The sequence below is a fragment of the Mycolicibacterium vinylchloridicum genome, assembly GCF_013404075.1.
Lineage (GTDB): Bacteria > Actinomycetota > Actinomycetes > Mycobacteriales > Mycobacteriaceae > Mycobacterium > Mycobacterium vinylchloridicum.
Genome location: NZ_JACBJQ010000009.1, coordinates 128572 through 145220, shown reverse-complemented (window position 1 = coordinate 145220; position 16649 = coordinate 128572). Strand labels below are relative to the sequence as shown.

General features: G+C 65.9%; 22 protein-coding genes. 5 read left to right on the top strand and 17 right to left on the bottom strand.

What is annotated here, in order from left to right:
• Positions 1-2 precede the first annotated feature (2 nt).
• Complete coding sequence (locus tag HPC46_RS10505; protein WP_179469441.1) at positions 3-806, bottom strand: acetoacetate decarboxylase family protein; 804 nt, start codon at positions 804-806, stop codon at positions 3-5.
• Positions 803-1741, bottom strand: a complete 939-nt coding sequence (locus tag HPC46_RS10500; RefSeq protein WP_218893971.1) for an SDR family NAD(P)-dependent oxidoreductase — start codon at positions 1739-1741, stop codon at positions 803-805. Before HPC46_RS10500 ends, HPC46_RS10505 begins: the two co-directional genes overlap by 4 nt.
• A gap of 65 nt (positions 1742-1806) precedes the next feature.
• Between HPC46_RS10500 and HPC46_RS10495 the strand changes: the two genes are divergently transcribed.
• Positions 1807-2691: an IclR family transcriptional regulator gene (locus tag HPC46_RS10495; RefSeq protein ID WP_179469437.1), complete on the top strand. Its 885-nt coding sequence runs from the start codon at positions 1807-1809 to the stop codon at positions 2689-2691.
• A 39-nt stretch (positions 2692-2730) separates the two neighbouring features.
• Entirely contained in the window at positions 2731-3219 is a 489-nt protein-coding gene (locus HPC46_RS10490) for a hypothetical protein (protein WP_233716343.1), read from the top strand.
• Positions 3220-3234: 15 nt separating this feature from the next.
• Here HPC46_RS10490 and HPC46_RS10485 read toward each other — a convergent pair whose 3' ends face one another.
• Positions 3235-3519 (bottom strand): hypothetical protein, encoded by a 285-nt coding sequence (locus tag HPC46_RS10485; protein WP_179469433.1) that lies wholly within the window; start codon positions 3517-3519, stop codon positions 3235-3237.
• A gap of 14 nt (positions 3520-3533) precedes the next feature.
• The gene (locus HPC46_RS34700) at positions 3534-3740 is read right to left on the bottom strand and encodes an excalibur calcium-binding domain-containing protein (protein WP_325096619.1); all 207 of its coding nucleotides are present in this window, start codon (positions 3738-3740) and stop codon (positions 3534-3536) included.
• A gap of 148 nt (positions 3741-3888) precedes the next feature.
• Here HPC46_RS34700 and HPC46_RS10475 point away from each other — a divergent pair, with 148 nt between their 5' ends.
• Entirely contained in the window at positions 3889-4332 is a 444-nt protein-coding gene (locus HPC46_RS10475; protein WP_179469429.1) for an OsmC family protein, read from the top strand.
• Here HPC46_RS10475 and HPC46_RS10470 read toward each other — a convergent pair whose 3' ends face one another.
• Together HPC46_RS10470 and HPC46_RS10465 are read right to left on the bottom strand one after the other, a co-directional pair.
• On the bottom strand, positions 4333-4914 hold the full coding sequence (locus tag HPC46_RS10470) for a hypothetical protein (RefSeq protein WP_179469427.1): 582 nt from the start codon (positions 4912-4914) through the stop codon (positions 4333-4335).
• 1 nt (position 4915) lies between these two features.
• On the bottom strand, positions 4916-5287 hold the full coding sequence (locus tag HPC46_RS10465; RefSeq protein ID WP_179469425.1) for an Rv1352/Rv1906c domain-containing protein: 372 nt from the start codon (positions 5285-5287) through the stop codon (positions 4916-4918).
• Between the two features lie 94 nt (positions 5288-5381).
• Between HPC46_RS10465 and HPC46_RS10460 the strand changes: the two genes are divergently transcribed.
• Positions 5382-5567 carry a hypothetical protein gene (locus HPC46_RS10460; RefSeq protein ID WP_179469423.1) on the top strand — a complete coding sequence of 62 codons (186 nt, stop codon included), beginning with the start codon at positions 5382-5384 and terminating at the stop codon, positions 5565-5567.
• A gap of 153 nt (positions 5568-5720) precedes the next feature.
• Here HPC46_RS10460 and HPC46_RS10455 read toward each other — a convergent pair whose 3' ends face one another.
• Positions 5721-6956 (bottom strand): HNH endonuclease signature motif containing protein, encoded by a 1236-nt coding sequence (locus tag HPC46_RS10455; protein WP_179469421.1) that lies wholly within the window; start codon positions 6954-6956, stop codon positions 5721-5723.
• Positions 6957-7120: 164 nt separating this feature from the next.
• Between HPC46_RS10455 and HPC46_RS10450 the strand changes: the two genes are divergently transcribed.
• Positions 7121-7495 carry a hypothetical protein gene (locus HPC46_RS10450; protein WP_179469419.1) on the top strand — a complete coding sequence of 125 codons (375 nt, stop codon included), beginning with the start codon at positions 7121-7123 and terminating at the stop codon, positions 7493-7495.
• Here HPC46_RS10450 and HPC46_RS10445 read toward each other — a convergent pair.
• The 10 genes from HPC46_RS10445 to HPC46_RS10400 all read right to left on the bottom strand — a co-directional run bounded on the left by HPC46_RS10445 (position 7490) and on the right by HPC46_RS10400 (position 16562).
• On the bottom strand, positions 7490-8011 hold the full coding sequence (locus tag HPC46_RS10445) for a hypothetical protein (RefSeq protein WP_179469417.1): 522 nt from the start codon (positions 8009-8011) through the stop codon (positions 7490-7492). The two genes, HPC46_RS10450 and HPC46_RS10445, sit on opposite strands and share 6 nt — an antisense overlap.
• A gap of 80 nt (positions 8012-8091) precedes the next feature.
• Complete coding sequence (locus HPC46_RS35495) at positions 8092-9195, bottom strand: hypothetical protein (protein WP_179469415.1); 1104 nt, start codon at positions 9193-9195, stop codon at positions 8092-8094.
• A 485-nt stretch (positions 9196-9680) separates the two neighbouring features.
• Positions 9681-11303, bottom strand: coding sequence for a chaperonin GroEL (groL, locus tag HPC46_RS10435; protein WP_179469413.1), 1623 nt, complete (start codon positions 11301-11303; stop codon positions 9681-9683).
• Between the two features lie 86 nt (positions 11304-11389).
• Complete coding sequence (gene groES / locus HPC46_RS10430) at positions 11390-11692, bottom strand: co-chaperone GroES (protein WP_036421278.1); 303 nt, start codon at positions 11690-11692, stop codon at positions 11390-11392.
• A 165-nt stretch (positions 11693-11857) separates the two neighbouring features.
• A complete protein-coding gene (locus HPC46_RS10425; RefSeq protein ID WP_179469411.1) occupies positions 11858-12895 on the bottom strand; it encodes an alpha/beta fold hydrolase in 1038 nt (345 codons plus the stop codon).
• 39 nt (positions 12896-12934) lie between these two features.
• Positions 12935-13957 carry a tRNA (adenosine(37)-N6)-threonylcarbamoyltransferase complex transferase subunit TsaD gene (gene tsaD / locus HPC46_RS10420; RefSeq protein WP_179469409.1) on the bottom strand — a complete coding sequence of 341 codons (1023 nt, stop codon included), beginning with the start codon at positions 13955-13957 and terminating at the stop codon, positions 12935-12937.
• Positions 13954-14391, bottom strand: coding sequence for a ribosomal protein S18-alanine N-acetyltransferase (gene rimI, locus HPC46_RS10415; protein ID WP_179469516.1), 438 nt, complete (start codon positions 14389-14391; stop codon positions 13954-13956). Before rimI ends, tsaD begins: the two co-directional genes overlap by 4 nt.
• Positions 14392-14408: 17 nt before the next feature.
• Positions 14409-15047 carry a tRNA (adenosine(37)-N6)-threonylcarbamoyltransferase complex dimerization subunit type 1 TsaB gene (tsaB, locus tag HPC46_RS10410; protein WP_179469407.1) on the bottom strand — a complete coding sequence of 213 codons (639 nt, stop codon included), beginning with the start codon at positions 15045-15047 and terminating at the stop codon, positions 14409-14411.
• Positions 15044-15517 (bottom strand): tRNA (adenosine(37)-N6)-threonylcarbamoyltransferase complex ATPase subunit type 1 TsaE, encoded by a 474-nt coding sequence (gene tsaE / locus HPC46_RS10405; RefSeq protein WP_179469405.1) that lies wholly within the window; start codon positions 15515-15517, stop codon positions 15044-15046. The genes tsaB and tsaE overlap by 4 nt, the downstream gene beginning before the upstream one ends.
• Positions 15510-16562, bottom strand: a complete 1053-nt coding sequence (locus HPC46_RS10400) for an alpha/beta fold hydrolase (protein WP_179469514.1) — start codon at positions 16560-16562, stop codon at positions 15510-15512. Before HPC46_RS10400 ends, tsaE begins: the two co-directional genes overlap by 8 nt.
• Positions 16563-16649 lie beyond the last annotated feature (87 nt).

Sequence of the window (16649 nt, the reverse complement as noted above, 5' to 3'; positions counted from 1 at the left end):
CGCTAGACCCGTGACGGCTCGGGCCTCGGGGCTGCGAGCAGGGCCACGTCGTCATAGCGCTGGTGCACGTACGGCAACAGCCAGTCCTGCGGCACCCGTTCCGCGATCCGCCCGACCTGGACGGTACGTCGACGACACCATGTGATCGACTTGATCTCGCGGACAACGATATCGGCCACCGGGTCCAGCGGCGACTCCCCCAGTTCGAGGGTGCCGTCGATACTTTCGAGCAGCTCGTAGTGGCGGTGGTATTCGCCGTAGACCAGGTGGGGGTCGGTGATGCCGCCGCCGTCGGGGGCGCGCAGGAACTTGAAATAGAACTCGGTGTTCATCTGGTCGGGCGGGAGTTCCGCAGGCCCACTGATGCGGCCGGTGACCGTGATGAGCGGATACCCCAGCCGGGCGACCGAGGCGCTCACGCTGTCACCGTCACGGTCGACCGCGATATCGGCTAGTTTCTTTGGCTCGCCGAAGGTTTCGCGGCCACCGGTGACCGACTGCTCGGTCGACTGGGGCATGAACAGCGGGTAATCGCCGGCCAGGTCGCCGTGGCGGGCGGTGACCGAGAAGACTGCCGAGCCGAACGGCGGTCTGCCCTCGATCTGCACCCGCTGAAGCTGAATCCGCACCAGCGGCTCGGCCGCCGGCTCCAGCGGCTTCGGCAGTACGGCCGCCACGATGTCCGGATCGGTGAGGTAGGTGACGGTGACGGCTTCGGTGGCGATGGGCGCCTTCGTGGCGTCGATCTCATGGTCGACGCGGGCTTCGGGTGGGCGCGGGCCGTACCGAACGGTGTTGGTGCTCAACGCTTTCCTCCTTCGGAATCCGAGGCGTTCTCGGCGGCCTTGCCGAGGACGTCAACCAGGTAGTCGGGCTCGCCACGACCCAGGATCGATGCCGCCTTCTTGGCCACGACCTGATCGGACGGCGCGGGCGGGCCCATCATCCAGAAACTGTCGGCCCGGATTCCCTCGATGACCTGGTCGGCGACCGTCTCCAGCGGCGTGAATTCGATGTGCACACCGGCAGATTCGAACCGGTCCACCACTTTGGCCAGGGTCTGATCGGGGGTGTGACGTTCCTGGGTCGCGGCGTACTGCTCCGGGCGATGGCGCCAGGACTCCCAAATGCCGGTGTTCAGAAAGCCGCCGGGAAACAGCACGTGCGCGCACACCCCGGTCCCCGTCATCTCCAGGTGCGTGTAGAGGCTCTCGGTCAGGCAGAGCACCGCGGCCTTGGTCATCGGGTAGACCGCGGTGGCGGGTCCGCCCATCGCGCCCCTGGCGATCGGCGCGATTCCGCCGTTGCCCGAGCAGGTGTTGACCACGTGCCCCTCGCCCTGTTCCAGCAGGATGGGCACGAAGGCCTTGATGCCGTGGATGACGCCGAGCACGTTGACATCGATGCCCCAGCGCCAGTCGGCGAGGTCGTGTTCCCACATGTAGCCCTCGGAGACCGCGCCGGTGCCGGCGTTGTTGCACACCACGTGCGCCCCGCCGAAGCGGTCGAGCGTCTGTTTGGCGAGGGCTTCGACCGACGAATAGTCGGTGACGTCGGTGACGACGCCGATGGCGTCGATGCCATCGTCGGTCAATGCCTGGGTTGCTTCGCCGAGCGGTTCGGCGAGGACGTCGGCGAGGACGACCTTCATGCCTTCCTGGCCGAACCGCCTGCCCATGGCGCGGCCGATCCCACCCGCGCCCCCGGTGACGACGGCGACTTTGCCTCGAAGGTCGTTCATTGTGGCCATCGTCACATGGTCGCTTATAACACCGCAAGGAGTCGCATTATGCGACCATCACACCCATGGCTCCCCGCCCTTCGCCGCAGACTGAACGGGTGGTGAACCTGTTCGAGCATCTGGCGGGCGATGGGAGTCGCGGGGTGACACTGGCCGAGGTCTCACGCCAGCTGGGCGTGCACAAGGCCAGCTGCCATTCGATGCTGTCGGAGCTGGCACGGGCGGGGTGGCTGCTGCGCGACCCGGTTCGCAAGACCTACCACCTCGGCCCGGCCATGGTTCGTCTCGGCCGGGAGGCGGCGGGACGCTATCCGGCGCTGGTGCTGGCCCGCTCGGCGATGACCGAGCTCTCGGCGGCGACGGGCGCGCACTGTGTGGCGTTTTCGGTGGACGAGGACCATTCGACGGTCGTCGATCAGATCCGCAGCGTGCACGGTGGCGGTCATCCGATGCCGATCGGTACCCAGTTCCCGCACCGCCCGCCGTACGGGGCGTCGACGGTCGCGTGGAGTGGCCCGGAGACCCGCGAGCGGTGGCTCGCCACGCTGCCCGAAGATGTGCGCGATCGCTACCGGGAGGCGATAGCCCATGCGACGCAACGGGGTTACGCGGTGGGGCTGCACCTGCTGCCAGATTTGCGCCTGCAGGAGTTGGCGTTGATCGTGCGCAGCGCGGAGGTTCGCTCGACGCGCCTGAGTCAGTTGGCGCTGGCGTTGACCGATGAATTGATACACCAGGAGGAGTGGTTCCCAGCCAGCCTCGCGCCGGACGAGACCTACACGGTGAGCCATGTCGACTCCCCGATTCTCGGACCGGATTCGCGGATCTCGCTGATGATCAGCCTGGTGCCCAGCGCGGAGCCGATGAGCGGCGCCGACGTCACCCGGATGGGTGAGCAGCTGGCTGCGGTGACCCGCCGGCTGAGTGAGGCATTGGCCGATGACACGTAACTCCTGGGCCTCTGCGGCCGAATACATTTCATGATGTCGATGCGTGCGTGCGCGGCTGTCTTCGCCTTCGCGCTGCCAGCCATGCTCAATGCCGCACCGGCGCAGGCCGACCCGCTGCCCGATTTCTGCGCGCCGGCCACCGTCGTCGACAACGTGTGCACCGTGCGCCTCGCGTCGGTGACCGCGGATGTCATCAACGGGACGATCACCGGGGCCCCGGCCGGTGGCGGTGCGGCGATAACGCTTGCAGGACAACTGGATGCGTACCAGAAGTCAGCCGGGTTCAGCGCTCCGTTGCCCGATGCCGTTCAGCAGTGGGACAGCAATATCGACAGCGTCGCGGGTCTCAGCGTCGACCCGTCAGATCCCGGCTGGTACGGCAATGCCAAGTCCCGGGTCTTCATGCCCAGAACGCTGAATGAGCTTGCAACGCAATTCCCCCCGGATGTTCTGCTGGTCCGGTTCTCCCCTGACGATGCCGCGCCCGGCACGTACCGGCTGGTGTCGGTTCAGCCGACGGCGCCGTAGGGACGCGACCGCCGTTCAGCGATAGTCGTCCGGATAGCGGAACCCGAGCGCGCGAATCTCCTCGGACGACGAGCGACGAAAGTCGTAATACGTGCTGATGCGGCAGTTCTGGCAGGTCTGCTGGCACCCATAGCTGAGGACCGGACCGCACTTCTGACCGGAAATGCCGACAACGTCGTTGAGCTCATTACATATGAGAACGACCAACCCACATGTTGGACAGGTGCTGAACTCCAGTTCGCCTTCCTCGCAGGCAGGGCAGTGCGCGGTCAGAAACCAGCGCGGAGGCTCGATGTACACGGCGAAACGATCCGTCAGCACTCGCAGGCATAGCCATCGCTGTCTCGGTCTTGACTCGGCGTGTAGAGCGGGCTGTCTTGGGTGATGTCGCAGTACCCGGCCGCCTTCGCGGCGGTGCAGTTCTTGAACGGCGCGCTCGGCTCTGCGTGCACCGGTGCGGCGACGCCGATGGCGATGACGCCGAAGGCAGAGGCGACGAGCAGTCCGATAGGTCGAATCACGAGAGTCCCCCGTTTCCATTGCACTGTCAGCCAGCAGGCTATTGGGAAGTCCGGCGGAATTGAGAAATTTGTCAAAATTCGGTCCAGATCGCGCAAGCTCCCGGCGTTCGGTCACGGGCCTTCCGTCCAGGTCGTGTTGGATGCAGCTATGACGACATCCGTTACCGGCGAGGGCATCGTGACCGTGGGTGAAACCGGCGCGGGCACCTACACGCAGCAGATCACCGCAGGGCAGCACAGGCTGTTCGCCGACGAACCGCTGCCGATCGGCGATGACGCCGGACCGACGCCCTACGACCTGCTATTGGCCGGCCTCGGGGCGTGTACCTCGATGACGGTGCGGATGTACGCGAACAAGAAGGGCTGGCCGCTGGAGCGGGTCGAGGTCAGCTTGCGGCACACACGCATCCACGCCGAGGACTGTGCCGAATGCGAGACCGAGAAAGGTTTCATCAGTCATATCGACCGGTCCATCACACTGGTGGGCGACCTCGACGACGACCAGCGCGAACGGCTTCTGGCGATCGCCGAACGTTGTCCCGTGCACCAGACGCTGACGTCGGAGATCGACATCTCGACGTCGCTGGTGTGATCAGTTGAGTCTGCGGACGTTCTGGATGCTCACAGTCAGACCGTCCCAACGCAGATCGCCGGCCATAGCAATCGAGGGACAGCACTCGGCGTCACCGGGTGCGTTGGCCAACCAGGTGACGTGCGCGAGGCCATCGCTGATTGAGAGATCCGTAACCACCTCGCGGCTATGGGTGATGTCGCCGAGGTCGACTCCACCCAATCGCGTCGGCCCGGCCGTGTAGAGCTGAACGGTCTCTGACCAGGGCACGCCGCCGGCGCCGCAGTCCGTCACCATCGCAGCATCGACGTTGTCGCCGCCGGTGAGACTGCCGAAGGCGATCTTGTAGGGAGTTTCGGGCTGGCCGCTTCTCTTGGCGATCATCACCGGTCCGCGATGCGAATCTTGCTGTGGCAGTATGCCATTCACCAGATTGCCCGGATCGTGTTGACACAGTGCGGGAACCGGGGCCGACAGCAGGTCCGCCAGCGTCACCGAACTGCCGCCCGGCGGCGGGCTCGAGGGATCGGCAGTGCTGGCCGCCGGTGCGGTGAAGCCAACGCTGAAGATCAGGCAGACGGCGGCCGCCGTCGTCCTACTCATGTCAGGTCACCCGAGTCCAGGGTTCGCAGTTGTGTGACTGGAAGGCTTTCACCGTCGAATTGATATTGGCCATCATCGGGCCGATGGACATATTGGTCGCGACGACGTGGTCCTTGTTCGTGTCCGGCGTGCTGTAGGTGAACCACACGCACATCGAATCCTGCGTCGGCACATCGTTGATATAGATCGCCCACGGTGACGCCGACCCGCTGGTGTTGTAGAGGCCCGGCGCGATGTCAGGGCCGACGAGAAAGAACCCTTCTCCGGGAATGGGGTCCAGCGGATCGGCATTCGTCGGCGCGGCGAGCGTTATCGCGACCGCAGCGGCAATAAGCCCGGCCGGAGCGCGACGCAACAGAGCTGTTCGGCGCATGCTTCCCCCTTTTCGCGGTTCCATCGGCAGCGTATGCGGGCGTCTCGCCTACCGAGCCCAACATTGAGGATCACGCGGCAGAGCCGATCCACGCTTGGGTTCAGCTGTCCAGACGAAAGTGGTCGACCTGATCACCGACCTCGTTGCGGAGGGGCTGTTCGTCGTTGGCGACACGACCGGCGAGGGCAGCAGATTCGTTACGTGGAACCTGCCCCTGGCCGATGCCCTCGACCGAATCCGCGAGGTCTATATCGACAACTTCGACGAGAGCAACATCTGAGGCTGGGCAGTGCGGCTGGAGTTGACCAAGCAGGGCCGGCCGGTGGCCGAGAAGATCAACGCGGATCAGCTTGTTTCACAAGCTGATTCACGACCAGCTGTTGCGGGCTCGTCGAAGGCGACTCTTCAACTTCCAGTACGCCTCGACTCGCGACTAGTTGTCGGTTGGTGGCGCTTTTGGTTCGTAGGGTTGGTACCACTTCCATTGGGCGCGTTCACCGATCGGCCCGGGACAGGGTGGGACCTTCGGTGGTGGATGGTTGGGTGGACGGGCCAGCGAGGCGGAGGTGAGGGGGTCGCCGTCGCTGTCGGTGACGGTCAGGCGCTCGGCGGGTCCGGTGATGGTGATGTCGCCGCGGTGGTGTGCCCGATGGTGGTAAGGGCACAGCAGCACCAGGTTGAACAGTTCGGTGGGGCCGCCGTCTTCCCAGTGCTGGATGTGGTGGGCGTGCAGGCCGCGGGTTGCGTTGCAGCCAGGGATCGCGCAGGTGGCGTCGCGGTGTTCGAGCGCGCGGCGCAGTCGCCGGTTGATGGTGCGGGTGGCCCGCCCGGCGCCGATAGGTTGGCCGTCGCGTTCGAACCAGACCTCGCAGGTGGCATCGCAGGTCAGATATTGGCGATCGCCGTCGGTCAGCAGCGGGCCCACATGCAATGCTGCGACGCGCTGTTCGACATCCACGTGCAGCACGACGGTGGTGCGTTGCCCGTGCGGGCGGCGGGCCACGTCGGTGTCCCAGCCGGCTTCGACCAGGCTCATGAAGGCGTCCACCGTGTTCGGCAACGGTGGGGCGTTCTCCGAGCCGTCGGCGTCGTGGTCGTTGTCGTAGTCGGCGACCAGTGCGTCGCGGTGTGATTGCAGGGCTGCGTCGAAGGTCGCGGCCTCGTCGTGGGGCAGGGTGATGCGCCAGCTGGTCGAGTCCTCGCCGTGTGACTTGGTGATCGAGCGTGGCGGATCCGGTGGAGGACCTGATTTCGGTGTGGATCGCGGCTCCAACCTGACCGCTGTGCGCAGTTGGCTGACCGAGGCCACCGACGCCAGCTGGGCGTAGTGCTCATCAGAACCCTCGGCGGCGCGTTCGGCGATGACGCTGACCTGATCCACCGACAGCTGACCCTCCCGCAAGGCCGCCACGCAGCGGGGGAACTCCGCAACCCGTTGCGCGACAGCCGAAATCGCTTTGGCATTGGCCGCGGAGGTGCCCAGCTTCCAGGCCACCAACGCCGGAATCGAGCGGACACCGGTATTACCCCAGATCCCGTCACGATCGATCTCGGCCACGAGATCCACGATCCGCCCATCAATCGCGTTACGCTGACCGGCCAACTCCGCCAACTCCTCGAACAACCCCTCCAGCCGCTCCTTGGAACTGAGCACTGCGGTCGAGGACATAACGACATCATGACAGTGAGGTATGACAAGTTTCGGCCCCGCGAAACGGCAGCTAGCCGACCCCCGTGGTGCGGATACTACGTACAGGCCCCAGCGGTGTCGATGCAGGGATCAACAGTCAGTATCCTTGTGGCTTCAGCTCAATCCAAGCGAGGACGCAGGCGATGACGGCACGTAACGATGTCCTTGAGAATGGCCTCATCGACTGGGTGCCACTCGAGCGAATCCACTGGTATGTGAGCAACGAGCACAAGGGTCAACCTTCTGCAACTATCCAGTCCAAGGTGGTCGATCTCATCACCGAACTCGTTGCGGAAGGGTTGTTCGTCCTGGGCGACACGACCGGTCCTGGCGGCACATTCGCCCCGTGGAATGTGCCCCTGTCAGCGGCCCTCGCTCGTATAGATGATGTCTATGTCAAGAACTTCGACGACGCCAACACTTGGGGCTGGGCCGTCTGGTTGGATCTGACCGACAGAGGCCGGCCGGTAGCTGAGAAGCTCAACGCAGAATGGCTTGCTTCGCAATCGGATTCATAAGTCGGCGTTCCCGACGAAGGACGTCGCCTGTACCGCGTTGGTCAACAGTTGGATCTCCTCGGCCAACTCAGCCTGCCGGCCGGCTTCCGCGAATAGACAGTGTTGAACGAGCAGCGTCCGCCCACAGGGGTCAGGATTGGAGAGGTAGTAGCTGTACTGCCCCCAAACCCACAAGCCGACGGCGCTGAAAAAGCCACTACTACGAGCGCCACAGGCATGCGCGCATTCGGACTCTCCGATAGCAGCTGTTGTGCTGTCGACGGCCTCTAGAGCCTGCAGCGTCCGATCCGCACTCGCCAGGAGGATACCTACAGGCAGAATGCCGGTGAACCTGAAAACCGCGATCGTCTCGCAAGCATCCCAGCCACCGTCGGGCTGCGGCCCGCAGACCGCGACTCGCCATGGCTGGCTGGGATCTTCGCCGATGTAGCGGCCGGTCAGCCAACCGGTGGGCACCTGCAACCTGATGCCCCAACTGGAAACTTCTTCCCTGGGTACGACGTGCAGACCGGACACGTGGTGCGCGACCGCATGAACGACGGAGGGTGCACTCGAAATACGCTGCCACTCAGGCGATATGTCCTGTGCTGATCCCATCACGGGCTGAAGACCCACTTGCCGGCTTCCCACAGCCCGCCCAAGATGAGAACGCCGATCCCGCCGATAATGCCCGGATCCTCAGGAGGCGGAAGACTAGGTGTTCCGAAGTCAGGAAGTCCGGGAGCGTCTGGTGAAGGTATCGCTATTGGCGAGGGTGCCGGGGCCGGCACAGGCGCAGGTGCGGGTGCCGGCAAGGGCTCTGGCATAGGCAACTTCGGCTTCTCGGCGAGGTGCACGTCCCACATCTTGGATCCATCCGGATTCAAGATATCGAGAGTCGGGCCACCCCAGCCGCTGTTGGGGCGGTACCCGATGATGGTTCCGTCAGGCAACATCATTCGGTCACCCGGATACGTTGACGGCGGCGCAGGCACTGCATTTTCAGTTAAGATTCCGAACAATCCACGTATTTCTGCCGGCGTGGCAACAACTTTCACCCCTTTGTTCGCGCCTGGTGGGAGCGGGTCGACGATCCGATGTACGTCCTCGGCGTCGTGAACACCAAGAGCGTCGGCCGGACTCTGGGGAAGGTCATTTGGCCCGAAACTCAACGGCTCCACACCGAAGGAGGTCTTCGCGACCGCAGATGCAGCGGTATTGATTTGGTCAGCTAGCTTGCGATCAAGCGCGGTCAGTTCTGCTGCACGAGAGCGAATTTCGGCTGCATGTGACTGTGCCTGAGCCTGAATTGCCACGGCTGTACCAACAGTGAGCGGCCCAGGATGGGACACTGACAGATCTTCGGCCACGGTGAATCCCGCCTCGGTAGCATGATTTACCGCCGCGAGGACCTGCGTCTTGGCGAATGCGATGTCCATGGCACCGAGGCGGGCCACCTGTGCAACCGCGTGCAGTTGATCAGCAGCGCCGATCGCAACCATCCGATCGGCAAGGGCGCGCTGCATGGCAGCCTCAGCGGCCACGCCACCCCACGGCGCGCCCGCCGGCATAGCCATCCGCCGGTTGATGTCGTCGAAGGTCGCTTCCCATCCTGCTGCGGTATTGGTGCAGTGGGATGCCGCTGTCGTCAGGTGTTCGGTGTCCCAGGATTCCAACTGCGAGAGGGTCGGCAACGGCGATACCGACGACACCGAGGGCATGTCACATCCCCGGGGTCGTATCGGTAGCGGTCAACCTGTCCGACGAAGCTGCCTCGTTCTGCAGGAAGCCCGCCTGGCTGTTCATCAACGCAGTTGCGGTGCACAAGAGACGTGAATTCATCACACTGTTGACCGTCAATATGCTGGTTTGGAGCGTCAGCGTTGCGCCTGCAGTCGCTTGGAACGCTGGCAGGGTCGACTGCGGAGCTCGCGAAGCCACGAGATCTGCAGCAAGAGCGTCGCAGTGACGGGCGAGCAAGCCCAGCCCGTCTGGTTCAACGTCCAACCGTCGCATGTTTCGAATATAGGCGGATCGTGCTGAGCGCGTATGCACTGAATGTTCGAGCCAAAGTGGCGAGCCAGGCCCGCTGATCACGCCCACACGAAAACACCCCCGGCCCAACAGGACCGGGTGCGAGCAGACGCAAAATCCCCCATTTCAGCGAGGAAATGGGGGATTTTGTGTCTGCTCGGCAGAGAACTACTTAGTGCGCGTGACCGTGATGACCGTGGCCGGCATGCTCGTCGACCTCAACCGGCTTGTCGACGATCGCCGTCTCGGTGGTGAGCACCATCCGGGCCACCGACGCGGCGTTGAGCACCGCAGAGCGGGTCACCTTGACCGGATCGATCACACCGTCGGCGATCAGGTCGCCATAGACCAGCGTCGCGGCGTTGAAGCCATGTCCGGCAGGCAATTCGCCGACCTTGCTGACCACGACGGCCCCGTCGAAGCCGGCGTTGGTGGCGATCCAGAACAGCGGGGCCGACAACGACGAGGCGAACACCTCGACGCCGAGCGCCTCGTCGCCGGACACCGATGCCCGCAGTGAATCGAGCGCCTTGCCGGCCTGCACCAGGGCGCTGCCGCCGCCGGCGACAATGCCCTCCTCGACCGCGGCCTTGGCCGCCGACACGGCGTCCTCGACCCGGTGCTTGCGCTCCTTGAGCGCGGTCTCGGTGGCTGCGCCGACCTTGATCACCGCGACGCCGCCGGCCAGCTTGGCCAGCCGCTCCTGCAGCTTCTCGCGGTCCCAGTCGGAGTCGCTCGCCTCGATCTCGCTCTTGAGCTGCTTGACGCGGCCCGCGATGTCATCGGCGGAACCGCCGCCGTCGACGATGACGGTGGAGTCCTTGCTGACCACGACGCGACGCGCGGTACCCAGTACCTCGAGCCCGACATCACGCAACAGCAGGCCGACGTCCGGGTTGACCACCTGGCCGCCGGTCACGACCGCCAGGTCGTCGAGGAACGCCTTGCGACGATCACCGAAGAACGGCGCCTTGACCGCGACGGCCTTGAGCGTCTTGCGAATTGCGTTGACAACCAGCGTCGACAGCGCCTCACCCTCGACGTCCTCGGCGACGATCAGCAGCGGCTTACCGTCCTGGGCCACCTTCTCCAGCAGCGGCAGCAGGTCGGGCAGCGAGCTGATCTTGTCGCGGTGCAGCAGCACCAGCGCGTCCTCGAGGACGGCCTCCTGCGAATCGAAATCGGTGACGAAGTAGGCGGAGATGAAGCCCTTGTCGAAACCGACACCGTCGGTGATCTCCAGCTCGGTGTTCATCGTCGAGGACTCCTCGACGCTGACGACACCGTCGGTGCCGACCTTGGTCATCGCCTCGCCGACCAGTTCGCCGACCTCCTCGTCACGCGAGGAGACAGTGGCGATCTGGGCGATGCCGGTCTTGCCGGCCACCGGAGTGGCCGCCGCCAGCAGCGCCTCGGACACGGCGTCCGCGGCCCGGCCGATGCCCGCGCCCAGCGCGATCGGGTTGGCACCCGCCGCGACGTTGCGCAGGCCGTTCTTGATGATGGCCTGTGCCAGCACGGTGGCCGTGGTGGTGCCGTCACCGGCGACGTCGTTGGTCTTGGTGGCCACCGACTTCACCAGCTGTGCGCCGAGATTCTGGAAGGGATCCTCCAGCTCGATCTCACGGGCGATGGTCACACCGTCGTTGGTGACCGTCGGGCCACCGAATGCCTTGGCGAGCACCACGTGGCGACCACGCGGGCCCAGCGTCACCTTGACCGCGTCGGCGAGCTTGTCGACGCCGACTTCCATGGCCCGGCGCGCAGTCTCGTTGAACTCAATCTGCTTGCTCATATATCAGTCCTGACTTCGTTCCAGCGCGTTCCGCCCCGGAGGCCGCCCGCACGAATTACGGGGATCTCCGGGGCGGTTCACGACTGCTACTTGTTGACGACCGCCAGCACGTCGCGGGCCGACAGGATCAAGTACTCTTCGCCGCCGTACTTGATCTCGGTGCCGCCGTACTTGCTGTAGATGACGGTGTCGCCCTCGGCAACATCCAGGGGAATCCGCTTCTCGCCATCCTCGTCCCAGCGGCCGGGGCCAACTGCGACGACGGTGCCTTCCTGCGGCTTCTCCTTGGCGGTGTCCGGGATGACCAGACCGGATGCGGTGGTCGTCTCGGCCTCATTGGCCTGTACGAGGATCTTGTCCTCGAGTGGCTTGATGTTCACGGCCACGATGGAGTCCTCCACTTAGTTCACTTGCGGGCCGGGGCCTGTGCCCGGACCAGTTGGAAATACCAGGTGTTCGGCATACGTCCATGCCCTCGCGCCGTCGTCGCGGGTGCCGGCACAGGGGGTGTGTCCGCAAGCCACCTAGCACTCTATACATGCGAGTGCTAGCACTCAAGGGTGGCCCGCTGCGGATTCGCCCAGAGCGGACGCCGGCGCTCGAGTTCGGCGCTCGTGGCGGACGCGCAGGTCCCCGAAAAAGGCGATGACCAGGGCATTGAACAGATCGGCGCGTTCCCACTGCAGGAAGTGCCCGGCTCCGGGCAGCACCACGGGTCCGGTGCGGTTCGTGAAAGCCACCTCGCACAGGTGCACGAACTCGGGGCCGACGACGTTGTCATCCATGCCGTAGAGGATCAGCGTCGGCACCTCGACCTTGCGGTCCATGATCGGCGGCTCGCTGAACGGCCTGCCGTAGGCCAACCCGTAGACGGCCCAGCCCGCTCGCAGCCGCTCCTCGCTGTCCCAGGGTTCGGTCATGAAGTCGACGTCGTGAGAACTGAACGTGCCCGGTGAGGCCCACAGCCGGTGGCCGTACATCTCGCCGATGTAGCGCCGCCGTTTGTCGATCGTGTCCAACTCGGCGGCCAGTTCATCGGGGGTTTCGCCTTGCCTTTGCCGGTAGTCGCCGGTCGGCCCGTCGCTCAGGATGGCGGCCGGGTCGATCCCCGCGGCCACGTAGTCGTCGAAGACCAGCGGCGGCACGGTGTCGAAGAAGACCAGCTTGTCGACGAACCCGGGGTACCGGTGCAGCAGATCCACCGCGACCGCGCCGCCGACGTCGCCGCCGACCACGCCACAGCGCTCGTGGCCCAGGATGTCGTGGACCAACAGGTAGACGTCTCGGCTGTAGGCCGCGATGTCATAGACGTCGTCCTGGGACAGGTCGGAGTCGCCGTGCCCGCGCAGGTCGGGGGCGATCACCTCGAACCCGGCCGCCGCCAGCGCAGCGATGTTGCGCCACCAGATCCGCTTGGTCTCCGGGTAGCCGTGCAATAACAGCAAGGGATAGCCGCCGATTCCCTCATGGACGTAGGCCAGTGTCAGCCCGTCGCGGCCTGGTGTCGGCGGTACACCGGAGCGGTGGATGGTGAACGCATCGGCCGCCGGGGCGGCCGGCTGGGCGGGACGCAGACGCAGGTCGTAGTGCACGGGAGGAAGTCTCGCCGGTTCGCGCCGGGAACGTGGCGATTACGCGACTTGACCGCGCAGCACCGGCAGGCCGGGATCGCTTCGGGCGTCCAGCGGCGACGGCGACGCTCCGGCGGCGATGAGGTGCGCGGCGAACGAGGCGATCATCGCTCCGTTGTCGGTGCACAACCGTGGTCGCGGAATGCGAAGCGTCAAACCCGCTGCCGCACAACGTTCTTCGGCCAGCTCGCGCAGCCGCGAGTTGGCGGCCACCCCGCCGGCGATCAGCAGTGTCGACACCCCGAGCCCCTTCGCCGCCCGTACCGCCTTGGCGGTGAGCACATCGGCGACGGCCTCCTGGAATCCCGCGGCGACGTCGGCGGTCGGCGCGTCGGGATGGCGTTCGACGTAGCGGGCCACCGCGGTCTTGAGCCCGGAGAAGGAGAACGCGAACGGCTCGTCACGCGGGCCGGTCATGCCGCGCGGGAAGACAATTGCGTCGCGGTCACCGGTCCGGGCCAGCTCGTCGAGGGGCCGTCCGCCCGGATAGCCCAGGCCCAGCAGCCGGGCCACCTTGTCATAGGCCTCCCCTGCCGCGTCGTCGACGGTGCTGCCGAGTTCGAGGATCGGCTCACCCAGTGAGCGCACGTGCAGCAGGTGGGTGTGTCCGCCGGACACCAACAGGCCAACGCATTCAGGCAGCGGACCGTGGTCGTAGACGTCGGCGGCCAGATGTCCGCCGAGGTGGTTGACGGCGTAGAACGGCACCCCCCACGCGGCGGCATACGCCTTGGCCGCGGCCACTCCGACCAGCAGCGCCCCGGCAAGCCCCGGCCCGATGGTGGCCGCGACGATGTCGGGCGTACCGATGCCCGCGGTCTGCAGCGCGCGGCGCATCGTCGGGCCGAGGGCTTCGAGGTGCGCGCGTGAGGCGATCTCCGGAACCACGCCACCGAACCGGGCGTGCTCGTCGACACTGGAGGCCACCTCGTCGGCCAGCAGCGTGACGGTGCCGTCGTCGTCCAGCCGCGCGATGCCGACTCCTGTTTCGTCACAAGAGCTTTCGATGGCCAGAATTATCACTTCACGGGATCCCGTCGCATCGTGTAGGCGTCAGCGCCGCTGACCCGGTAGTAACGCTTACGCACGCCGACCTTCTTGAAGCCCAGGCTGGCGTACAGCGCGATCGCCGGCTCGTTGTCGGTGCGGACCTCCAAATACACCACCGAGTCCGGGCCGATCGCGTCGAGCAGCTCGGTCATCATCTGCCGCCCGATCCCGTGCCCCTGGTAGGCGGGATCGACACCGACGGTGTGGATTTCGTACTCGAACGGTGGTTTGCGGCCCAGGCGGGAGATGCCGGCATAGCCGACCAGTTTGTCGTCCACCCGGGCAGCCACGTAGCGGTTGTGCGGGGCGGCGAGCTCACGGACGAACGCGAAATCCGGCCACGGGTCGTCACCGTCGAACAGCTGGTTCTCCAGTTCGGCGCAGCGGGCGGCGTCGGTCTCGTGCATCGGACCGTAGTGAACGTTCACCGCAAGACTCCCCGCTCGGCCAGCGTCTTGGCGTCGGGGCGGCGCAGATACAACGGCACCAGCGCGGCGGGTTCGGCGGACCAATCTGCAACGGCGGCAACCAGACCCACCGCGGTCGGGTACGCGGGTTCGACGACCGGCAGGGCGAACAGGGCGGCGTGATCCGGTGATCCCGCGACGGCACCGGCCGTACCGACCGGCACGTCGGCGGGGGCGGCGACGTCCGGGCCGTCGATGCGCACGCCGTCGTGATACCGCGCCCAGTACACCTCGCGGCGGCGGGCGTCGGTGACCACCAGCACCTCACCGGTGGTCAGCACCCCGATCGCATCCAGGCTGCAGACACCGTAGACGGGCACGGCCAGCGCGTGGCCGTACGCCGCGGCGGTCGCCATGCCGACCCGCAAACCGGTGAACGGCCCCGGGCCGCAACCAACGACGACCGCATCGAGATCGGCCATCGTCAGCCCCGCCTCGGCGACTGCCGCCACCACATTGGGCGTCAGCGTCTCGGCATGGGCCCGCGCATCCAGGGTGATCCGCTCTCCGGTCACCTCGACGCCGCCGTCACGGACCGCCACCGCAGCGGTGACGGCCGGTGTCGCGGTGTCAATGACCAAGACGTTGCGGATCATTCGTGGTTCCACTGCCAGGTCGCGGTGCGCACATCGCTGTCCGCGTCTCGGGTCAGCGTGATGTCGAGATGGTTCTGGGAGAGCCGCTCGGCCAGGCCCTCGCCCCATTCGACCACCACCACCGCGTCGTCGAGATCGGCGTCGAGGTCCAGCGAATCCAGTTCGGCCAGCAGGTCGGCACCGGTGTGTTCGAGCAGCCGGTAGACATCGACATGCACCAGTTCGGGCCGCCCCGGCCGGCGCGCCCGATGCACACGGGCCAGCACGAACGTCGGCGAGGTCACCGGCCCCTCGACATCCATGCCGAGGGCAATCCCCTTGGTGAAAGCCGTCTTTCCGGCCCCCAACGGCCCGGAGAGGACGACGACATCGCCGGCGCGCAGTTGTCGGCCCAGCTGCTCGCCCAGCGCGATGGTGTCCTCGACGGTCGGCAACTCGATCGTGCCGCTGCGCACCTGCGTCCTATCCACGGGCTCGGTCCTTGAGCCGGCGGGCGAACGCGATCAGTTTCGACGGGGTCGCGCGCTCGACCAGATGCACCAGCGCGTCATTGATCAGCTCGGGCTGTTCGAGCTGCACCAGATGTCCTGCTCCGCCGACGATCAGTAATTCGCTGTTCGGCAACACCGCAGCCATTTCCTCTGAATGCACGATCGGGGTCAGCACATCGTGGTCGCCGCAGGCGATCAACGTCGGAATGCGGGCCAGGACGGGTAACGCCGCGCTCTCGTCGTGAACTTCCAGCGCGTGCAGGAACTCGACCAGGGTGGCGATGGGAGTGTCGTGAATCATCTCCTCGGAGAACGCCACAACGCGCGGGCTCATGTGGTCGTCGCCGTAGGAGGCAGCGCGCAGGATCGGGCGGATCACCGACCGGGCCGCGCCTCGGGTGCGGTGCACCAGCTTCGGTGCGTAGCGCGCGGCGAAGCGCATGGCCTCGAGTGCGGGGTTCTGCAGGATCTCGCCCAGCGGTGAGCGGGACAGCCCTTCGGACGCCGACGAGATCAGCGCCGCACCGACGATTCTGCTGCCGTACTGCTCGGGGAACTGGCGGGCGTGTGACAGCACCGTCATGCCGCCCATCGAATGCCCGACGAGGACGATCGGGCCGCGCGGAACCATCACTTGCAGAACGGTTTCCAGATCCTGGCCCAGCTGGGTCACGGTGTAGGTGTCGACCGGGGCCGGGCCGGATTGGCCGTGGCCGCGCTGATCGTAGAACACCATGCGGACCTGATCGCCCCAGCGGGCCGCCAGCGCCGCGCGCTGGAAGTGAAATGACCCCATTCGCAGACAGAACCCGTGGGCGAAGACCACGGTCAGCGGGGCGGTGATCGGTCCGACCTCGCGCACCACCAACGGGATACCGTCCGGCGTGGTGATCACACAGCCGCGATCTGCTTCGAGCAGCCCGAAATCCTCGCCCTGGTAGGCGTCTTGGATGTAGGAACGGTGTCCCAATGCGCGGGCCATCGATACCCCGGCGACAGTGCCGACCGCGCTCAGCCCGGCCATTCCGGCGAGCAATCCGGCCTTCCTGCCGACGCCGAGACCGGGGTTGTCGGCCTTGCGGGCCAGCTTCGCCGCGCTCTTCTCGGCGCG